Below are 19,742 nucleotides of genomic sequence, written 5' to 3'. Positions count from 1 at the left end.
GAATGCCCCTCAAGCTAGGCGGCCTTCCGAGCGCGAATCGCCCCCGAGACTGAGCTCAGGAATCGGAGGACGCACCGTCAGGTGCGAGCTATGTCCGGGCGCGCCCGACGATGCCCGTGCGCTGCAGGAGCAGGTACATCTCGCAGCCCAGACAGAATCCGAACGCGGCATTCAGGAAGGCTGCCGCGAATGCGAGAGCGGTAGCGCTCGGAAGGGCCCACGGCACTCCCGCGAGATGCAGAATCAGCCCGATCGCGGTTACGGCGAGGCCGACTCCTTGCGCGAAACGCGGTGGACGAGCGTCCTCAAATTCCCGCCGGGGCGACAGGCGCGGCCGCACCACGCGGCGGAAGAGCACACCCCAGGGCGCGCTCCGCGGTGACGAGACACCCCAGAGGAACAGCAGCGCGGCGATCAGTACGAGCACGAAGCCCGCGTCGACGACTCGGTCGGCAAGTGGCGCTGCAGGCAGGCGCCATTCGGCTCCCACAGACGCCGTTGCGATTCCGAGCAGCGATGCGAGGAAGGCCACGAGCAGCAGTCCCGCGGTGATGGACGCGGCGAACCGCGGTGCTCGGACATCGATACGCTCGATCGCGGTCACCTCAGACCTCCCGCAGCAGACGGCTGATCTCGGTCGCGAGCGCGGACCGATCCGGAAGACCACCGGTGCGCTGACGAACCCTCCCGGTACCGTCGAGCACGAGAACCGTGGGTGTCTGCATGACTTCGAACCGACGAGTCATGTCCGGGCGATGCGTGAGGTCCACCTCGACGTGGCGGACGCCGTCATGCTCCGCGGCGAGCGACGAGAGAACGCGTCGCGCCGCGGGGCACCGAGAGCACAGCTCGGTGCTGAACTGCAGCAGCGTGGCGGAGCCACCGAAGGCGCTCACGCCGACCATCGCGGGCGTCACGAGCTCGCCGTCTGCGACATCGCGGGAGCGACCCCGCGAACGCCGGGAGACCAGACCGACCGCCGTGACGAACGCGACGAGCGCGACGGTGAGGATGACGGCGGGAAGCGGCTGCACGATCGCCACCGTAGACCGCCGGCGACAGCGGCGGGGAAGTGTGTCATCGCGTGACGACTCCCCCGCCCTCGTCAGCGAGCGGTGGTGAAGCTGACCACCTTAGGCGCTCGCACCACGGCGCGGGCGATCTCACGACCGTTGAGCGCGCGGACGATCTTGTCGTCGCTGCGGGCGAGCGATTCGAGCTCGTCGGAGGAGATCTTCGCCGACACGCTGAGCGTGCCGCGGACCTTTCCGTCGATCTGGACGACCGCGGTGACGGACTCCTCGACGAGGAGGGTCGGGTCGGGCTGACGCCAGACGGCGAGGCCCACGAACGGCCGGTGGCCCAGCGTCTCCCACATCTCCTCGGCGGTGTGCGGGGCGAACAGGTCGAGGATGACGGCGATCGCTTCCGCTGCCTCGCGAACCGCCGGGTCGCCGGCGCCGGCGCCGCTGTCGATGACCTTGCGGGTGGCGTTCACGAGCTCCATGAGTCGAGCGACGACGACGTTGAACTTCGTCTGCTCGACGAGCCCCGGAGCGTCGGCCCAGAGGCGGTGGGTGACGCGACGGAGCGCGGCATCCCCCTCGGCCCAGACGACGTCGATCTCGCTGTCGACGTCCGCGGCCACGCGCAGCGCACGGGCGAGGAACTTCGCCGCTCCCGTCGTCGAGACGTCTGCCCAGTCCTTGTCGTCCTCGACGGGTCCGGCGAAGGCCAGTGCCACACGCAGGACGTCGGCGCCGTGCTGCTCGAGCTCCTCCTGGAAGAGCACGAGGTTGCCCTTGCTCTTCGACATCTTCGCGCCGTCGAGGATGACCATGCCCTGGTTGATGAGGCTCGAGAACGGCTCGGTGAACTCCACCTGCCCCATGTCGAAGAGAGCCTTGGTGATGAACCGTGCGTACAGCAGGTGCAGGATCGCGTGTTCGACCCCGCCGATGTAGAAGTCGACCGGGCCCCACTTGTCGGCCTCGCGAGGCGCGAAGGGCTGGCCTGCGTCGTTCGGCGACAGGAAGCGCAGGAAGTACCACGAGCTGTCGACGAAGGTGTCCATCGTGTCGGGGTCGCGAAGGGCCGGCTCCCCCGTCTCGGGATCGGTCGTGGTGACCCAATCGGTCGCCGCCCCGAGCGGCGAGGAGCCCTTCGGCGTGAGGTCGAGCCCCTCGACGGACGGCAAGCGAACCGGCAGCTCCTCGGCGGGCACCGGGACGATACGGCCGTCGTCGGTGTGGATCATCGGGATGGGCGTTCCCCAGAAGCGCTGACGCGAGATCAGCCAGTCCCGCAGACGGTAGGTCTTGGCTGCGCGCCCATTTCCGGTCGCGGTCAGCTGCTCGATGGCACGGGCGATGGCGTTGCGCTTGCTGAGCCCGTCCAGCGCGCCGGAGTTGATCATCCGGCCGTCGCCCGTCAAGGCAACACCCGTGCGGGCGGGGTCGACGTCGTCGATGGCGGGCGCCGGGTCGATCGGCACGCCCTCGTCGTCGAGCTCGATGACCGGCATGGCCCCGGTCACCGGCGCGGTGGTGTCGACGACGACGCGCACCGGCAGGTCGAATGCGCGTGCGAAGTCGAGGTCGCGCTGGTCATGCGCCGGAACAGCCATCACCGCACCGTGGCCGTAGTCGGCCAGGACGTAGTCCGCCGCCCAGATCGGCAGTCGCTCGCCATTGATGGGGTTGATCGCGAAACGGTCGAGGAAGACGCCGGTCTTCGGTCGATCGGCGGTCTGACGGTCGATCTCGCTCGTCTTCTGGACCGTCTGCAGGTACTCACGGAAACGCTGCTGCACCTCCTCGGACGACCCCGCCGCCAGCTCGGCGGCAAGGTCGGAGTCGGGCGCGACGACCATGAAAGTCGCACCGTGCAGCGTGTCCGGTCGGGTCGAGAAGACCGTGATCTTCTCGTCACGGCCCTCGATCTCGAAGTCGATGTCGGCGCCGACCGACCGGCCGATCCAGTTGCGCTGCATCTGGATGACCTTCTGCGGCCAGAAGCCCTCGAGCTGATTCAGATCGTCGAGCAGGCGGTCGGCGTACTCGGTGATCTTGAAGTACCACTGCGTGAGCTTCTTCTTGACCACCTCGGCGCCGCAGCGCTCGCAATGCCCGTCGACGACCTGCTCGTTCGCGAGCACCGTCTGGTCGTTCGGGCACCAGTTGACCGGACTCTCCTTGCGGTAAGCCAGCCCCTTCTCGTACAGCTTCTGGAACAGCCACTGGTTCCAGGTGTAGTACTCGGGGTCGCTCGTATGGAGCACGCGGCTCCAGTCGAACGAGACGCCGTACTCGTGCAGGCTCTGCTTCTGCTGGGCGATGTTGTCGTACGTCCATGCGCGGGGGTCGGCACCGCGCTTGATGGCGGCGTTCTCAGCGGGCAGGCCGAAGCTGTCCCAGCCGATCGGGTGCAGCACGTTGTAACCGCGGTGCCGCCAGAAGCGGGCCACGATGTCGGAGTAGAGGTAGTTCTCGGCGTGCCCCATGTGAAGGTCGCCCGAGGGGTACGGGAACATCGCGAGGACGTACTTGCGGGGACGCTTGTCGTCATCGCCGCCGGCCCGGAAGGGATCGGCGTCTGCCCAGCCGCGCTGCCACTTCGCCTGCACGGCGTGGGCGTCGTAAGCGGCGGAATCGGGCGTGTTGGCGCGATCAGTGGAGCTGTCGGTCACGGGTGAACCAATCTGGGAATGCGAAAAGGGCGCGAGAGCACCGCTCCCAGGCTACCGGACCCGTTCCCGCCACCGGGGCGGCAGGTCCGCTCCGAGTGCGGCCAGCGGCGCCCGCGCCTTCAACGCGACCTCGTCGACCTCGGCTTCCGGCTCGGATCCCCACGTGATGCCCCCGCCTGCGCCGACGTAGGCCTGCTCGCCGTTCACGACGATCGATCGGATGATCATCGCGAGATCGGCGTCGCCGTCGCGGCCGACCCAGCCGAAACAGCCCGCGTACGTCCCCCGCGGAGCGCCCTCGAAGCCGTGCAGGATCGTCATCGCCGAGAGCTTCGGTGCACCCGTCATGCTGCCGGCCGGAAACGCGGCGGCGAGCACTTCCGACAGCCGCGTACCGGGCCGGATCGATCCCGACACGCTGCTGACGAGCTGGTGCACCGCGGGGTAGGTCTCGACCTCCAGCAGACGCTCGACCACGACGGAACCCGGCGCACTGACGCGCTGGAGGTCGTTGCGCATGAGATCGACGATCATGACGTTCTCCGCGCGTTCCTTCGGGCTCGTCACGAGGTCCCGCACCAACTGATCGTCGGATGCCGCGTCATCGCCGCGCCGCCGCGTGCCCTTGATCGGACTGGTCAGCACGGTTCCGCCGGTGAGCCCGAGGAAGCGCTCGGGGCTCGCGCTGATCAGCGCCCGCTCCCCCGATCGGATCAGCCCGCCGTGATGCGACGACGACGCGGCACGCAGCCTCCGGAACACCGCGAGCGCGTCGAACGGGTGATCATCGCGAACGGTGAAACGCGTCGTGAGGCACAGCTGGTACGCGTCACCCCGGCGGATCGCGCTCCGGCAGTCCCCGACGAGCGCGGCGTACTGGTCAGGGTCGACGCGGGCCTGAGCGACGAGATCACCCGTCGCCGCGTCCCCCCGCGCGCGCGCGGAAGCCCCTGTGCGCCAGGTGTCGACCTGCGCCGCGAAGTCGTCGACGGCGTCGGCCGGCGCCGCCACCCATACGCGCCGCGCGGCATGGTCGAACGCGACGAACCTCTCCACTCGGAGCCAAAGAGCCTCGGGGTCCGCAGCATCCCGCTTCGACGGCGCGCCTGCTCGGGATGCCGCCGCGTCGTACCCCGCCCAACCGACCCAGCCGCCGACGAAGGGGCCCGTGCGTGCCTCGCGGCCCATCCTCTGCCGGGAGGATCCGTCGACGACCGGGTCCGGCGGATCGCCGGGCTCGCCCGAGCCGATCCAGCTCCAGCCCGAGGCGGCGTCGACGCCGGCGTCGAGCCAGAAGACATGCTCGCCGGGCACCTCGCCGATGAGGTTCGCGGGATCGGTCCAGCCGTCGAGGCAGCGGAAGCTCGTCGTCTCGGGCACGATCACAGGTTATGTCTTAGGTCACGCCCCTAGGCTCGGAGCGTGAACGAGATCCTCGACTGGATTCTGAACACCGTGCAGAGCATCGACCCGGTGTTGCGCACGGTCGTGGCGGGTATCGCGATCATGCTCGAGACCAGTGTGCTCATCGGGCTCGTGGTGCCGGGGGACACCGTGGTGATCGTGGCCGCGACCGCGGTCGGGAGCGTCGGCGAAGGCCTCATCCTGGGTGCTGCGGTCGTCGCCGGCTCGCTCGCGGGAGAGTCGATCGGGTTCGCGCTCGGGCGCTGGCTCGGCCCTCGCATCCGCTTCTCTCGTCTCGGGCGCCGCATCGGCGAGGACAACTGGGTGCGTTCGGAGCTCTATCTGAGACGCCGCGGCGGCCCCGCGATCTTCCTCTCGCGATTCCTGCCCGTCCTGCATTCGCTCGTGCCTTTGACGGTCGGCATGAGCGGCTTCTCGTATCGGCGCTTCATCGCGTGGACGGCGCCGGCCTGCGTGATCTGGACCTCTCTCTACGTCGGAGTGGTCGCGGCCGCGGCGAAGACCTATCGCGAGGTCTCCGACAACATCCAGTACGCGGGATACCTCTTCGTCGGCGTCATCGTGGTCTTCCTGCTCCTCGCCTACCTCGTGAAGCGACTGATCAGCCGCCGCGAGGCACGTCATCTGCGGCTCGAAGAGGAGAAGATCCGACGCGCGGACGGGGACGTGAAAGACTGAGGTGATGGCTTCCTCACCCGCACCACGGAAGAAGATCCTGTGGTTGGCGCGCCTCGAGCGCCGCTTCCACTCGTGGCGCGAACGACGCGCCCGCGCGCGCGGTCAACGACCGACCGTCGCCGCGTACCCCGGCTATGGCGGCGACGGCTGGGTCCGTGTCCTCGGACGCGTGCTGATCGCACCGAAGAAGCGCCCCGCGAAGGGTGGCGAATACGCCTCGGTCCGTGGGTGGCGCAGCTTCGCGTCGGTCCCGGTGGCGTTCGCGCAGGTGAGGGTCACCGTCGCGGGTACGACGCATGAGATCGTGGCCGATCGCGGCGGCGTCATCGACGTCGAGCTGCCCGGAGCCCTCGAGCCGGGCTGGCAGACGATTTCGATGACCGTCGAAGGCAGCGAGGTCATCGAGACCCGCGTCTTCGTGATCTCCGGCGACACCGACTTCGGAATCATCTCCGACATCGACGACACGGTCATGGTGACCGCTCTGCCGCGTCCCTTCGTGGCGGCATGGAACTCGTTCGTCCTCGACGAGCACGCGCGCCAACCGGTGCCCGGGATGGCCGTCATGCTCGAGCGGCTGACGCGCGACCGTCCGGGCAGCCCGGTGATCTATCTGTCGACCGGCGCGTGGAACGTCGCGCCGACCCTCATCCGATTCCTGCGACGCCATGTCTTCCCCTCGGGACCGATGCTGCTCACCGACTGGGGGCCGACCCACGACCGCTGGTTCCGCAGCGGACGTGATCACAAGGCCGAGAACCTGCGCCGCCTCGCGAAGGAGTTCCCGCATGTACGCTGGCTCCTGGTCGGCGACGACGGCCAGCACGACGACGCCCTCTACACGGCGTTCGCCAGTGAGTACCCCGATCGGGTGCGTGCTGTTGCGATCCGTCGACTGTCACCGGCGGAGGCGGTTCTCGCCGGTGGCCGCACCGCGGTGAACGATCACTCCGCGGCGCAGGTGCCGTGGGTCTCCGGCTCGGATGGAGCGGCGCTGCTCGACCGGCTCGCCGATGTCGGCGTGATCGCGCGCGACTGAGGTCGGCATCGCCCGGATGTCGCACGGGCGCCCTACGCTGAAGACATGTGCGGTCGTTTCGTCGTAGCCCGCGTCGGTTCCGAGCTCGCGAGCGTTCTGCACGCCGAAGTCGTCCCCGACGATCTGCCCCGTCCGTCGTTCAACATCGCGCCGACAGCGCAGGCGACGATCGTGCTCGACTCGGTCAAGACCGAGCCTCCGACGCGTCGCCTCGCCTCCGCCCGCTGGGGCCTCGTGCCCGGCTGGGCCAAAGATCCGTCGGTCGGATCGCGGGCGTTCAACGCCCGGTCCGAAGAAGCGGCGGAGAAGCCGACGTTCCGCGATGCGCTGGTCTCGCGCCGGGCCGTCATCCCGGCATCGGGCTATTACGAGTGGCGAGATCACGGCGGTGCGAAGACGCCTCACTTCGTCCGGCCCGAGAACGGTGAGCCGCTCTTCTTCGCCGGGCTCTACGAATGGTGGAAAGACCCGTCGCGCCCCGTCGACGACCCGGGCCGGTGGCTGCTGAGCTTCACCATCCTGACGCGCTCAGCGGTCGGCGGTCTGGCCGAGATTCACGACCGCATGCCGCTGATGATTGACGCCGAGTATGCCGATGTTTGGCTCGATCCCACCACCGAATACCCGGCCGACCTGCTCGACGCGGTGTCCGAGGCGGCTCCGGCCGTCGTCGACACGCTCACCTGGTTCGCCGTCGGCTCCGCTGTGGGAAACGTGCGCAATGACGATCCATCGCTCATCGAGCCGGCGTGACGCGGTTTCCCAGCGCACCGGTGTCTATCCTCGAGAGGTGACGCTCCGCCTCTCCGCCCCCGTGCAGTTGGCGCCTGAGACATGGCATCAGCTCGCCGACGAGCACGCGGAGCGCGCTGATGCGCTCACGGAGGCGCACCGGCGGCGCGCTTCGCGCGCTGAGAAGCACCCGGTCGAGGACTTCCTGTTCACGTATTACTCCTACAAGCCGGCCATTCTCCGGCGCTGGCATCCAGGCCCCGGTGTCGTCCTGAACGGCGGCGCGGACCAGCGCGGCGGCTGGCGCTGGTATGAGATCGTCGGCGGCCGCAACGTGCGTGTCGCAGACGAGCAGTTCCGCCAGGAGCGCGCGTCACTGTACCGCGGTGTGACGGGACTCCTCCGCGCAACGCGCGACCGCGCGGGGGTCTTCGGCTGCTTCGGCCTCCATGAGTGGGCGATGGTCTACCGGACCGATGCCACGCGCCACGAGATCCCGCTCCGGCTGGGCGCGGCGGGAACGGATGCCGTCGTCGAGGCCCACGACCTGCGCTGCACGCACTTCGACGCGTTCCGGTTCTTCACGCCCGAGGCCGTGCCGCTCAATCGCGAACCGCTCGACCGAGAAGGGGCCGTCGCACGCGAGCAGCCGGGTTGCCTGCACGCCGGCATGGACGTCTACAAATGGATGCTGAAGCTCGGGCCCCTCGTTCCCGGACATCTGCTCCTGGACGCCTTCGTTCTGGCTCGCGACATCCGCGAACTCGATATGCGCGCCTCGCCCTACGATCTGCGTGACTGGGGCTACTCCCCCGTTGCGATCGAGACTGCCGACGGCAAGGCCGAGTACGTGCGCCAGCAGCGGCTGCTGAGCGCCCGCGGTCAAGCGTTGCGCGCCGCGGTGCTCGACGTGGTCGACGCCGCAGCGGCCGTCTGAGCATTCGAGTCACGCCGGGTGTGTCGCCCGAGCCGCAGAACTCCGCCACTCGGGCGACACCACCGCCGTAAAAACACGAAATCCCCGCCGAAGCGGGGACTTGGTGGACCTGAGGGGACTCGAACCCCTGACCCCCTGCATGCCATGCAGGTGCGCTACCAGCTGCGCCACAGGCCCATGGTTTCCGCTCTCGCGGCAACTCATTTAGCTTACAACATCTCCAGGGGTGCTCGTGACCACGGCGGCCTCGATCGGGATGACCGGGCAGTCCTTCCACAGGCGCTCGAGCCCGTAGTAGACGCGCTCCTGCTCGTGGAACACGTGAACGACGAGGTCTCCGAAGTCGAGCAGCACCCAGCGCGACTCGGTGCGGCCCTCCCGGCGCAGACGCTTGTGGCCGGCCTCGAGCATGCTCTCCTCGACCGCATCGGCGATCGCGGCGACATTGCGCTCGCTGTTCCCACTGACGAGCAGGAACGCATCGACGAGCGGGAGGGGCTGCGACACGTCGAGGGCAACGAGGTCTTCGCCGCCCTTCGATTCTGCGGCCGTCGCGGCGACGGCGACCATGTCGATGACTGCTTGTGAACTCATCCGAAGACTCCTGTGAAAAGCGAGACGAGCAGAACGCCCGCCAGGGCGAGGGCGAGGGCCCCCGCGGTGATGGCGAGGGCGACCGTCCAGCGGCTGCCCTTCTCCGGCGCCGGCGGACGAATGACGTCCTCGGCGCTCTTGATGGTCGAGATGGCCGCGCTCGCGGCGATGGGAGTGGGCGAGGACGACGCCGGCAGCTCGCCGTCCACGAGAACCGCATCGACCTCCTTGCCGTCCGCAACGCCCGGGACGACACCGGTCGAACCGAAGTTCTCGGGCAGCGTGAACGTCCCGGTGATCAGAACCTCGCCGGTCGCGGTCACGGGTGCGACCAGCGGGCCGCCGTCGGGGTTCTCGGCGAGGATCAGTGCGTTCGGCGTCGTGAACGCGCCCGTCGCCGCGGCACTGCGCGACAGCAGCTGATCGAACGATGCGGGCACGTCGCTGGCGGCGGACTCCCCCGCGAGCAGATCGGCGCCGAGGTCGTTCGAGACGACGTGGCGCTCTGGTTCCTCTTCATCCGCGGTCTCGTCGATCGCGCGCTCGTCGTCACCGACAACATCGTCCTCGGCGATTTCGTGCGCGGCGCTGTCGTGCTCGGAGATGGACTCTTCGGGGACGGTCTGCTCCGCCTCGACAGCCTCGGAGCCCGCTGCCTCGGACTCGGTCTCGACCACAGCGTCAGTGACGTCCGGGGAGGCGGCTTCCGTTTCGGCATCCGCACCATCGGCCGCCTCGGCCTCACCGTCAGCCCCGGGGGCGTCGAGCTCGGCGCGGTCCTGGGCATCCTCGTCGGCGGCATCCGACTCGACCGCTCGAGCCGCTTCATCGGCGCCGTGTGGACCGGACGCGTCGGAGTCGTCGGATTCGGCCGCCACGGTCGGGTGCTCGCCGGTCGCTGTCACGACAGGGATGGATGCCGTGCGGATCTTCTCCTGCAGGCGAGCCTGGCGGCGGGTCAGCGCGGGCGAGCCGAGATCGACAGACGTCTGCGGGACGGGCGCCGGGGGAACCTCGACCGGCTCCGCAGCACGCGGCAGCGGCACCGGGGCTGGCGTCAGCTCCGCTCCGGTCGCCGACGCGTCGTCGGTGGCGTCAGGGTCGACGATGATCGGATTGGAAGCCGTGTTGCGCAGCTCACGCAGTTGTCGGCGCGTCAGCTGCGGAGTCGGTGGCTGTTGCTCGTTGTCGCTCATGCCTTGCTCCGATAGAGATGATGCTTCGCAATGTATTGGACGACCCCGTCTGGAACGAGGTACCACACCGGATGTCCGCGTCCGACTCGTGCCCGGCAGTCGGTCGACGAAATGGCCAGCGCGGGGATCTCGAGCAGGCTCACGTCATCACTGGGCAGTCCGGCACTGGAAAGCGTGTGGCCGGGACGCGAGACGGCGACGAAATGCGCGAGCTCCCACAGTTCATCATGGTTCCGCCAGCTGAGAATCTGCGCGATGGCGTCAGCTCCGGTGATGAAGAAGAAGTCGGCGTCGGGACGTTGTGCCTTCAGATCGCGCAGTGTGTCGATCGTGTACGTCGGACCGTCGCGGTCGATGTCGACGCGACTCACCGTGAACATCGGGTTCGAGGCCGTCGCGATGACCGTCATGAGGTACCGATGCTCCCCCGGCGACACGAACGACTTCTGCCACGGCGTTCCCGTCGGCACGAAGATGACTTCGTCCAGATCGAACGACTGCGCGACCTCGCTCGCGGCCACCAGGTGCCCATGATGAATCGGGTCGAACGTGCCGCCCATCACGCCGATACGCGGCGCACGCGTTCCCGTCATCGGTGCGGCCTCAGTGGTGGCCGTTCTCCGACTGCGTCAGTTGCTTGCCGTGAGCGGCGGCGTAGGCCTCGGCCTTGCCGTCGTGGCGGTTGGCGACGTTGCGGTACGACAGCGTCACGAGACCGAGAGCGAGGAAGATGACCAGGGCGATGACGCCGAAGATCATCGTCTCCGCCTGCACATTGCCGTGGTGCTCGGTCTGCTCGGCGGCGAATGCGGTGATCGTGGCGAGGGTCATCGTGGCTCCGTTCGTTTCGCGCGGCGGCGCGTATCAAGTTTAGGTGGTCAGGCGCGCGTCTGCCCGGCGCCGCGCGCGAGCCACTTCGTGCTGGTCAGCTCAGGAAGTCCCATCGGGCCCCGGGCATGCAGCTTCTGAGTCGAGATGCCGACCTCGGCACCGAAGCCGAACTCGCCCCCGTCGGTGAACCGCGTCGACGCGTTCGCCATGACGACAGCGGCGTCCACTTCAGCGAGGAAGCGCTCGGCATTCGCATCGTCGGCGGTCACGATGGCCTCGGTGTGCATCGTCGAGTAGCGACGGATATGGTCGAGAGCCTCGTCGAGATCGTCGACCACGCGCATGGCGAGGTCGAGGCTCATGTGCTCGGTCGCCCAGTCGTCGTCCGTTGCGGGAACGGCGGCGGGCACGAGGCGGCGCACGTCATCGTCGCCGTGGATCGTGACTCCTGCGCCGATGAGCGCCGCGGACACGGGCGGAACCAGACGGTCGGCCGCCGACCGCACGACGAGCACGGTCTCGACCGCATTGCAGACGCTCGGCCGCTGCGCTTTCGCGTTCACGACGATCTCGCGCGCCCACTCGAGCGGAGCGGACTCGTCGAGGACGATGTGGACGACCCCGGCTCCGGTCTCGATGACCGGCACCGTCGACTCGGTAACGACGGTCTCGATGAGCTGGGCACTGCCGCGAGGAACCAGGACGTCGACGAGGCCCCGGGCCCGCATGAGCGCCCGCGCGCCGTCGCGGCCGAAGTCATCGACGGTCTGGATGCCGTCGGGGTCGACCCCGGCTCGCTGCAGCGCACCCCGCATCGCCTCGATCAGCGCGGCGTTGGTCGACTGCGCTGCGGAGCCGCCGCGCAGGACGACGGCGTTTCCTGAGCGCAGCGCGAGCGCCGTGATGTCCACCGTGACGTTCGGCCGGGCTTCGTAGATGGAGGCGACGACGCCGAAGGGCACGGACACCTTCTGGAGTCGCACGCCGCCCGGCAGCTCGCGCTCATCGAGCACACGCCCGACAGGATCCGGGAGGCGTGCCACATCGCGCACAGCACGCGCGAGGGACGCGACGCGTGCCTCGTCGAGCATGAGGCGGTCGCGCAGACCGGCAGAGATCCCGTCCGCCTCGCCGTGCTCCAGGTCATCGCGGTTCGCCGTGACGATGCGGGCGGTGTCGGCGATCAACGCGTCGGCGATGCCGTCGAGGAGCAGGGTCTTGGCGGCATCGTCCAGAAGGCCGATCGAGCGGCTCGCCCGTTTCGCGGCGCCCAGGCGCTCGGCGACGTCGGATGCGACGGCTGTGGTCATCACGCCAGTCTAGCGACGGCGGCCTCAGCCCTGACCGACGCCGATCGCCCCGGTACCGGTGATCAGCGCGGGCGCGGGATTCGCCTCGAACCACGTGCCGACATCCGCACCCGCGAGGGCTTCGCTGGCGAGGTCGATGCTCGTCACGAGCGCCGCGACCCCGCCCTCGGCGGCCAGCCGCGCGGCCGAAGCCTTCGTTGCGGCACCGCCGGTGCCGACGCTGTTGACCACCGTCGCGCCGAATTCGTACCCGCTGAGGTCGTCATCGAAGGAGACGGTCTCGATGGGGCGCGCGCCCGGCTCGCTCGGCGGCCGGGTGTAGAGGCAGGCGATATCGCTGAGCAGCACGAGGGCGTCCGCCCCGACGAGGCGCGAGACGAGAGCCGCGAGCCGGTCGTTGTCACCGAAACGGATCTCGTGTGTCGCGACGGTGTCGTTCTCGTTGACGATGGGAAGGATGCGGAGCCCCAGCAACCGCTCCATCGCGCGGCGTGCGTTCGATCGGTGCGTCGGGTCGTCGAAGTCCCCGGCGGTCAACAGCACCTGGCCCGCGACGATGCCGTACTGTCGCAGGGCGTCCAGGTAGCGATAGACCAGGACGTTCTGCCCGACGGCCGCTGCTGCCTGCTGGGTGGCGAGGTCGGTCGGGCGCTCGTCGAGACGAAGGTACGGCATGCCGGTCGCGATCGCGCCCGACGAGACGAGCACGACCTCGGTGCCGCGGGCGTGCGCCTCTGCCAGCGCGTCGACGAGGGAGTCGATCTTGCCCGCGTTGTCCCCGCTGATCGAGGAGGAGCCGACCTTCACGACCACGCGTCGGGCACCGTTGAGCTCCCGGCGCGCGAGCAGGCTCACGCGTCGTCCTCTGCGACACCTCGCGACTTCTCAGCGCGGCGCTCTGCCTCGAGTTCCGCCCGAGCCTCAGCCTTGGCATCCATCCGCTCGCGGTACCGCTCGCGACGCTCATTCGACGTCCGGCGCGGATTGAGGTCGAGACGCGGATCGGTGCCGCGCGGAGCGGTCATGAGCTCAGCGGCCGACGACAGCGACGGATGCCAGTCGAAGACGATGCCGTCGCCCTCGCCGATCACGACCGTCGAGCCCGGGGTCGCACCGAGCCGGAACAGCTCGTCCTCGATGCCGAGCTTGTCGAGACGATCGGCGAGGAAGCCCACCGCTTCCTCGTTCTGGAAGTCGGTCTGCTGCACCCAGCGCACCGGCTTGGCGCCGAGGATGCGGTAGACGTTGCCGTAGGTGCCGCCTTCGACGCGGATAGTGAAGTCGCGTTCGGCGCCCTTGGGGCGGATGACGATCCGTTCTGCGGGAACCTCGGCAGCGGCGGCGACACGGTGCTCGGCGACGAGCTCGGCCATGGCGAACGAGAGCTCGCGCAGACCCTGACGGCTCACGGTCGAGATCTCGAACACGCGGTAGCCGCGGGCTTCGAGGTCGGGACGCACGAGGTCAGCGAGATCGCGAGCCTCGGGGACGTCGGTCTTGTTGAGAGCGATGAGCTGCGGGCGCTCCAGCAGCGGCACCTGACCCTCGGGAACCGGATACGCGCCGAGCTCGGCGAGGATGACGTCGAGGTCGGTGAGGGGATCGCGTCCCGGCTCCAGCGTCGCGCAATCGAGCACGTGCACCAGGGCCGAGCAGCGCTCCACATGGCGCAGGAACTCGAGACCGAGTCCGCGTCCCTCGCTCGCGCCCTCGATGAGGCCCGGCACGTCTGCGATCGTGTAGCGGATGTCGCCGGCCTGGACGACGCCGAGGTTGGGATGCAGCGTCGTGAACGGGTAATCGGCGATTTTCGGGCGGGCGGCGGACATCGCCGCAATGAGGCTCGACTTGCCCGCGGAGGGGAACCCGACCAGTGCGATGTCGGCGACCGTCTTCAGCTCGAGCTGGACATCGCCTTCCCAGCCCGGGGTTCCCAGCAGCGCGAAGCCGGGAGCCTTTCGCTTGGGAGACGCCAGTGCCGCGTTGCCGAGGCCGCCCTGTCCACCCGGAGCCACGACGAAACGCATGCCCGGGGTCACCATGTCGACGAGCGTCTCGCCCTCGGGCGACTTGACGACCGTGCCGACAGGGACGGGGAGCTCGAGGTGCTCCCCCGCCGCGCCCGAGCGGTTGTCGCCCATGCCGAAGCCGCCGTTGCCGCCCGACCGGTGGGGCGAGTGGTGATACGACAGAAGCGTCGTCACCTGGGGATCAGCGACGAGGACGACGTCGCCGCCGTCACCGCCGTTGCCTCCGTCGGGGCCGGCGAGCGGCTTGAACTTCTCGCGGCGCACCGACACGCAGCCGTTGCCGCCCTTGCCGGCACGCAGATGCAGCGTGACCCGGTCGACGAACGTCACCATGCGGTGCCTCCTGGAAAACAGGGCGAGGGGCGAGCCGAAGCCCGCCCCTCGCCGCGAAGTGGTCTGGTCCGAATTACTCGGCAGCCGCCACGATGTTGACGACCTTGCGGCCGCCCTTCGTGCCGAACTCGACGGCACCGGCCGCAAGTGCGAACAGGGTGTCGTCGCCGCCACGGCCGACGTTGGCGCCGGGGTGGAAGTGCGTGCCGCGCTGGCGGACGAGGATCTCGCCGGCGTTGACGGCCTGGCCGCCGAAGCGCTTCACGCCGAGGCGCTGTGCGTTGGAGTCACGACCGTTACGGGTGGAGCTTGCGCCCTTTTTGTGTGCCATCTCTGCGTCTCCCTGGCTTACTTGATGCCGGTGATCTTGACGCGCGTGAGGTCCTGACGGTGGCCCTGGCGCTTCTTGTAGCCGGTCTTGTTCTTGAACTTCTGGATCACGATCTTCGGGCCGCGCTCCTCACCGAGAACCTCGGCGGTGACCGTGACCTTCGCGAGCTTGTCAGCGTCGGTGGTCACGGCGTCGCCGTCGACGAGGAGAACGGCGGGAAGCTCGAGCTTGTCACCGATCTGAGCCGCCTGACGATCGAGGACGACGATCGTGCCGACCTCGACCTTCTCCTGACGGCCGCCGGCGCGCACAACTGCGTAAACCACTTCACACCTGTTTCTTCTGTGGAGCGCACGGCTCCGATTGTCTTTGCGAGACTGGAAAGTCTTGGTGCGCGTGCCCCAGAGGATCCTGTGGCTGAGCCGCAATCGTGACGGGACGTCGACGGACTCGCTGCACCAAGGGTCCACTTTACCGGATGCCGGGAGATCCGGCAAAAGGACGGCCGGGTGTGTCGCTTCGGAGCCGCCGAGCGAGGCGCTCCCTAGGATCGGAGGATGGTGATCCTCATCGACGATCCGCGCTGGCCGGCCCACGGCCGCCTGTGGTCGCACCTGGTCAGCGACACGGACCTCGATGAGCTCCATGCCTTCGCGCGACGCCATGATCTGCCCGCGCGGGCATTCGACCTCGACCACTACGACGTCCCCGATTCGGCATTCGAGCGCCTCATCGCCGGCGGCGCCCAGCACGTCTCTGGCCACGAGCTCGTACGCCGGCTCATCGCCTCCGGGCTGAGGGTCACAGCGCGCGAACGCCGCGGGATCTGAAGCGATCCCGCGGCGTTCGTCTCGACGATGGGCGTCAGTCGTCCGAAGCCGGCGCAGCCGACACCGGGGTGCCGCTGAGAGCGGCCGTGGTCACGCGACGACGTCCTCGTCCCTGACCGGGCGCCTTGGGCTCGGGAAGCGCGTTGAGGACCGAGTCGAGGAGAAGATCCTTCTCGGTCCGCGGCGCCTTGGGCTCGGCCTTCTTGCGACGGGGCTTCTTCGGGCGCTCGACGGGCGCAGGCTCGGCCTCGACGGGAGCCGCGATGATCTCGGCATCCTCATCGGCCGCGGTCGCCTGGATCGTCGAGGCAGCGATCTGCGCCAGGGCCGACTTCGCGCCCTCGGTGATGACGTGGGTGCCACCGTTCGCGGGAGCCGGTGCCGCGTTGCCGGAGCCGCGACCGCGCCGCGCCGAGCCGTTGCCGTTGCCGTTGCCGCCCTGAGCTCCGCCACCGCGGTGCTTGACGACCGGGTCGTGGTGAACGACGACCCCGCGGCCAGCACATACGTCGCACGCCTCGCTGAATGTCTCCAGCAACCCGAGGCCCAGCTTCTTGCGCGTCATCTGGACGAGACCGAGAGAGGTGACCTCCGCGACCTGATGCTTGGTGCGGTCGCGGCTCAGGCATTCGATGAGGCGCCGCAGGACGAGATCGCGGTTCGATTCGAGCACCATGTCGATGAAGTCGACGACGATGATGCCGCCGATGTCGCGCAGACGAAGCTGGCGGACGATCTCTTCCGCAGCCTCGAGGTTGTTCTTGGTGACGGTCTCTTCGAGGTTGCCCCCGGAACCGACGAACTTGCCGGTGTTGACATCGACCACGGTCATCGCTTCGGTGCGGTCGATCACGAGCGAACCTCCGGAAGGCAGCCACACCTTGCGGTCGAGGGCCTTCTCGATCTGTTCGGTCACGCGGAACGCGTCGAACGGGTCCTGCTCGTCCTCGTACTTCTCGACGCGCTCCAGGAGATCGGGAGCGACGCCGGTGAGGTAGGAGGTGATCGTCGAGTACGCCTCGTCACCCTGGATGAGCATTCGCGAGAAGTCCTCGTTGAAGACGTCGCGCACGATCTTCACCAGCAGATCGGGCTCGGAGTGCAGGAGGGCCGGCGCCTGGATCTTCTCGAGCTGCGAGCTGATGTGCTCCCACTGCGAGGTGAGGCGCTGAACGTCGCGCGTCAGCTGATCCTCGGTCGCGCCCTCGGCGGCGGTGCGCACGATCACACCCGAGGACTCCGGGAGCACCTCTTTGAGGATGCGCTTGAGACGCGCCCGCTCGGTGTCGGGCAGCTTGCGAGAGATGCCGTTCATCGCACCGCCGGGGACGTACACGAGGTAGCGGCCGGGCAACGAGATCTGGCTGGTGAGGCGCGCGCCCTTGTGGCCGACGGGGTCCTTCGTGACCTGCACGAGGACGCGGTCGCCCGACTTCAAGGCGAGCTCGATGCGACGGGGCTGGTTGCCCGTCTCGACGGCATCCCAGTCGACCTCGCCCGAGTACAGCACGGCGTTGCGGCCACGCCCGATGTCGACGAACGCGGCTTCCATGCTCGGCAGGACGTTCTGCACGCGGCCGAGGTAGACGTTGCCGATGAGGGAAGCGTCCTGGTTGCGCGCGACGTAGTGCTCGACGAGCACGTTGTCCTCGAGCACGGCGATCTGGATGCGGCCGCTCTTCGAGCGCACGACCATGACGCGGTCGACCGCTTCGCGTCGCGCGAGGAACTCCGCCTCGGTGACGACGGTGCGTCGACGACCGGCTTCCCGCCCGTCGCGGCGACGCTGCTTCTTCGCCTCCAGGCGAGTGGAGCCCTTGATGCGCTGGGGCTCGGTGATCAGCTCGACGGCGCGCTGGCGCGGAGCGGGCTCATTGCCCTCGTCGCCGTTCGACCCGCCGCGGCGACGGCCACGGCGGCGCGAGCTGCTCGAGCTCGACGAGGATCCGTTGTCGTCGTCATCGGTGTCGTCCGGCAGCGCGGGAAGAGGCGCGATCTCGGGCGCGTAGAAGTGCAGCGCGGTGGACACCGCCGATACGAACTCCGCCGGCAACAGGCCGAGCGAGACCGCGGTGGGCGGGCCGGAAGCGGCCGGCTCGTCCGTGGGCGCCGATTCCTCAGCGGTGGCCGGCTCCTCAGCTTCTTCGGCGGGCGCCGGCTCGCCGGTGGGGACGACGGGTTCCTCCGAGGGCGCGGCCTCCTCGACGGGCGGGGACTCGGGCGCGGGTGCGGCAGACGTCCCCTCGGTGCCGGTCTCCGCGGTCATTCCGGAACCGGGTTCCGGCACGGCATCCTCGGCGGCGCGCCCGCTGTCGATGTGCTCCTCGGTGGCGTCGATCGACGTCACCGCGTCAGCGAGCTCGGCTGCGGCGGGGTCTACCGCGTTCGCGGGCTCATCGGGGGTCGGGCTGTCGTTGCGATCATCGGCCATCACTGGCGTACTCCTCTTCGGGCGGCACCGCGCGCCACCCGGTACATCTCTGGCGGCGTCGCTCCCGGAAGGACGAGCCGCGAACTCACTCGGTGTGCAGCCGGCTCTCGGCGCGGCCTGCGTGGGCAGCCATTGCCCGAAGTCTCTCGTGATGTCCTGTCGCAGCGCGGCTGCAGACGAGCATCGGCATCCATTATCGCACTACGCGCGTCGCTTCGTGGGACACGGGGCCGATGCTCGCGGCGGGGTCATCGATGCCGATGGGATAATCGCGGTCATGTCCGCACCCCGTAGCCACGCCCGCCCTGTCGCACTCGCCGTCTGGCTGATGATCGCGGGCGTCATCGGGTGGATCGCAGCGTTCGCGCTGACGACAGAGCGGCTCCACCTGCTCGAGGACGCCACGGCCACGGCATCATGCGACTTCAACCTCGTCGTGCAGTGCGGGGCGAACCTGACCTCTGCCCAGGGTTCGGTCTTCGGCTTCCCCAACCCGCTGCTGGGGCTCACCGGCTGGGTCGCGCCGATCGTCGTGGGCGCCGCGATCCTCGCGGGCGCACGCTTCGCCCGGTGGTTCTGGCTGCTGTTCTGGGCGGGCATGGCGTTCGCGTTCGGCTTCGTGGTGTGGCTGATCTCGCAGAGCATCTTCGTTCTCGGAACGCTCTGCCCCTGGTGCATGGTCACCTGGTTCGTGACCATCCCGAGCTTCTACGCCGTCACCCTGCACCTGCTCAGGTCGGGTGTCGTGCCGCTGCCGCGTCGAGGCCGAGCGATCGCCGCCACCCTGACCGGCTGGGTGCCGCTCCTCGCCGTGCTCAGCTACGTCGCCATCGCCGTGATCGCACAGGTCCGGCTCGACTGGATCGGCTTCCTCTGAGACGACGACGCCCGCCGCTCGACGTCGTGACGTCGAGCGGCGGGCGTGATGTCGCGGATGCGGTCAGCCGAACCAGATCTCGAGCTCGCGCGCGGCGGACTCGGGGCTGTCGGAGCCGTGGACGAGGTTCTGCTGAACGGCCAGGCCCCAGTCGCGTCCGAAGTCGCCCCGGATCGTACCGGGTGCGGCCGTCGTGGGGTCGGTGGTTCCGGCGAGCGAGCGGAAGCCCTCGATGACGCGATTGCCGGCCAAGCGGATGGCGACCGAGGGGCCGCTCTGCATGAACTCGAGCAGCGGTTCGTAGAACGGCTTGCCGGCGTGCTCCTCGTAATGCTTCTCGAGCACCTCCCGGTCGGGTTCGACGAGCCGGATGTCGACGAGCGCGTAGCCCTTCGCCTCGATGCGGGCGAGGATCGCGCCGGTGAGGCCGCGGGCCACACCGTCGGGCTTGACGAGGACGAGGGTCTCTTCGGTGGGCAT

At 68.9% G+C, this 19,742-nt stretch carries 21 protein-coding genes and 1 tRNA gene; 6 read left to right on the top strand and 16 right to left on the bottom strand.

Annotated elements, in window-relative coordinates:
- Window positions 1-88: 88 nt before the first annotated feature.
- The 4 genes from VC184_RS07665 to VC184_RS07650 all read right to left on the bottom strand — a co-directional run bounded on the left by VC184_RS07665 (window position 89) and on the right by VC184_RS07650 (window position 5,068).
- Window positions 89-604, bottom strand: coding sequence for a DUF4395 domain-containing protein (locus VC184_RS07665; RefSeq protein ID WP_323987675.1), 516 nt, complete (start codon window positions 602-604; stop codon window positions 89-91).
- 1 nt (window position 605) lies between these two features.
- Entirely contained in the window at window positions 606-1,034 is a 429-nt protein-coding gene (locus VC184_RS07660; protein WP_323987674.1) for a TlpA family protein disulfide reductase, read from the bottom strand.
- Between the two features lie 71 nt (window positions 1,035-1,105).
- Window positions 1,106-3,688 (bottom strand): leucine--tRNA ligase, encoded by a 2,583-nt coding sequence (gene leuS, locus VC184_RS07655; protein WP_323987673.1) that lies wholly within the window; start codon window positions 3,686-3,688, stop codon window positions 1,106-1,108.
- A 51-nt stretch (window positions 3,689-3,739) separates the two neighbouring features.
- Window positions 3,740-5,068 (bottom strand): anthranilate synthase component I family protein, encoded by a 1,329-nt coding sequence (locus VC184_RS07650; protein ID WP_323987672.1) that lies wholly within the window; start codon window positions 5,066-5,068, stop codon window positions 3,740-3,742.
- 42 nt (window positions 5,069-5,110) lie between these two features.
- On the opposite strand from VC184_RS07650, the gene VC184_RS07645 reads away from it, so the two are divergent.
- Genes VC184_RS07645 through VC184_RS07630 form a run of 4 tightly spaced genes read left to right on the top strand, consistent with a single transcriptional unit; the run spans window position 5,111 to window position 8,499 of the window.
- On the top strand, window positions 5,111-5,791 hold the full coding sequence (locus VC184_RS07645; protein ID WP_323987671.1) for a DedA family protein: 681 nt from the start codon (window positions 5,111-5,113) through the stop codon (window positions 5,789-5,791).
- Window positions 5,792-5,795: 4 nt separating this feature from the next.
- On the top strand, window positions 5,796-6,830 hold the full coding sequence (locus tag VC184_RS07640) for an App1 family protein (RefSeq protein ID WP_112614726.1): 1,035 nt from the start codon (window positions 5,796-5,798) through the stop codon (window positions 6,828-6,830).
- Between the two features lie 45 nt (window positions 6,831-6,875).
- Window positions 6,876-7,583, top strand: a complete 708-nt coding sequence (locus tag VC184_RS07635; RefSeq protein WP_274177871.1) for an SOS response-associated peptidase — start codon at window positions 6,876-6,878, stop codon at window positions 7,581-7,583.
- Between the two features lie 37 nt (window positions 7,584-7,620).
- Complete coding sequence (locus VC184_RS07630; protein WP_407667135.1) at window positions 7,621-8,499, top strand: 3-methyladenine DNA glycosylase; 879 nt, start codon at window positions 7,621-7,623, stop codon at window positions 8,497-8,499.
- Between the two features lie 101 nt (window positions 8,500-8,600).
- Here VC184_RS07630 and VC184_RS07625 read toward each other — a convergent pair.
- From VC184_RS07625 to rplU, 10 genes are all read right to left on the bottom strand, one after another.
- A tRNA-Ala gene (locus VC184_RS07625) sits at window positions 8,601-8,676 on the bottom strand.
- 27 nt (window positions 8,677-8,703) lie between these two features.
- Window positions 8,704-9,093, bottom strand: a complete 390-nt coding sequence (gene rsfS, locus VC184_RS07620) for a ribosome silencing factor (RefSeq protein WP_112614722.1) — start codon at window positions 9,091-9,093, stop codon at window positions 8,704-8,706.
- Window positions 9,090-10,289, bottom strand: a complete 1,200-nt coding sequence (locus VC184_RS07615; protein ID WP_323987670.1) for a prolipoprotein diacylglyceryl transferase — start codon at window positions 10,287-10,289, stop codon at window positions 9,090-9,092. The genes rsfS and VC184_RS07615 overlap by 4 nt, the downstream gene beginning before the upstream one ends.
- Window positions 10,286-10,882, bottom strand: a complete 597-nt coding sequence (nadD, locus tag VC184_RS07610) for a nicotinate-nucleotide adenylyltransferase (protein ID WP_094261568.1) — start codon at window positions 10,880-10,882, stop codon at window positions 10,286-10,288. Before nadD ends, VC184_RS07615 begins: the two co-directional genes overlap by 4 nt.
- Before the next feature lie 10 nt (window positions 10,883-10,892).
- On the bottom strand, window positions 10,893-11,120 hold the full coding sequence (locus tag VC184_RS07605; RefSeq protein ID WP_112614718.1) for a hypothetical protein: 228 nt from the start codon (window positions 11,118-11,120) through the stop codon (window positions 10,893-10,895).
- Window positions 11,121-11,167: 47 nt separating this feature from the next.
- Entirely contained in the window at window positions 11,168-12,430 is a 1,263-nt protein-coding gene (locus VC184_RS07600; RefSeq protein ID WP_323987669.1) for a glutamate-5-semialdehyde dehydrogenase, read from the bottom strand.
- 24 nt (window positions 12,431-12,454) lie between these two features.
- Window positions 12,455-13,285, bottom strand: coding sequence for a glutamate 5-kinase (gene proB, locus VC184_RS07595; RefSeq protein WP_112614714.1), 831 nt, complete (start codon window positions 13,283-13,285; stop codon window positions 12,455-12,457).
- Window positions 13,282-14,793 (bottom strand): GTPase ObgE, encoded by a 1,512-nt coding sequence (gene obgE, locus VC184_RS07590; RefSeq protein WP_274177868.1) that lies wholly within the window; start codon window positions 14,791-14,793, stop codon window positions 13,282-13,284. Before obgE ends, proB begins: the two co-directional genes overlap by 4 nt.
- A 73-nt stretch (window positions 14,794-14,866) precedes the next feature.
- Window positions 14,867-15,124 (bottom strand): 50S ribosomal protein L27, encoded by a 258-nt coding sequence (gene rpmA, locus VC184_RS07585; protein ID WP_023950785.1) that lies wholly within the window; start codon window positions 15,122-15,124, stop codon window positions 14,867-14,869.
- A gap of 17 nt (window positions 15,125-15,141) precedes the next feature.
- Window positions 15,142-15,450, bottom strand: a complete 309-nt coding sequence (gene rplU, locus VC184_RS07580; protein ID WP_023950787.1) for a 50S ribosomal protein L21 — start codon at window positions 15,448-15,450, stop codon at window positions 15,142-15,144.
- A gap of 231 nt (window positions 15,451-15,681) precedes the next feature.
- On the opposite strand from rplU, the gene VC184_RS07575 reads away from it, so the two are divergent.
- On the top strand, window positions 15,682-15,954 hold the full coding sequence (locus VC184_RS07575) for a DUF4031 domain-containing protein (RefSeq protein ID WP_323987667.1): 273 nt from the start codon (window positions 15,682-15,684) through the stop codon (window positions 15,952-15,954).
- A gap of 34 nt (window positions 15,955-15,988) precedes the next feature.
- On the opposite strand, the gene VC184_RS07570 is transcribed toward VC184_RS07575, so the two are convergent.
- Complete coding sequence (locus tag VC184_RS07570) at window positions 15,989-18,385, bottom strand: Rne/Rng family ribonuclease (protein WP_323987738.1); 2,397 nt, start codon at window positions 18,383-18,385, stop codon at window positions 15,989-15,991.
- Between the two features lie 277 nt (window positions 18,386-18,662).
- Between VC184_RS07570 and VC184_RS07565 the strand changes: the two genes are divergently transcribed.
- Window positions 18,663-19,262: a vitamin K epoxide reductase family protein gene (locus VC184_RS07565; protein ID WP_274177867.1), complete on the top strand. Its 600-nt coding sequence runs from the start codon at window positions 18,663-18,665 to the stop codon at window positions 19,260-19,262.
- A 63-nt stretch (window positions 19,263-19,325) separates the two neighbouring features.
- Here the strand turns inward: VC184_RS07565 and ndk are convergent, their stop codons facing one another.
- Complete coding sequence (gene ndk / locus VC184_RS07560) at window positions 19,326-19,742, bottom strand: nucleoside-diphosphate kinase (protein WP_114589474.1); 417 nt, start codon at window positions 19,740-19,742, stop codon at window positions 19,326-19,328.

Origin of the sequence: Microbacterium plantarum, from assembly GCF_035231185.1 — a bacterium.
Classification (GTDB): domain Bacteria; phylum Actinomycetota; class Actinomycetes; order Actinomycetales; family Microbacteriaceae; genus Microbacterium; species Microbacterium plantarum.
This window is presented reverse-complemented; position numbering and strand designations above follow the sequence as displayed.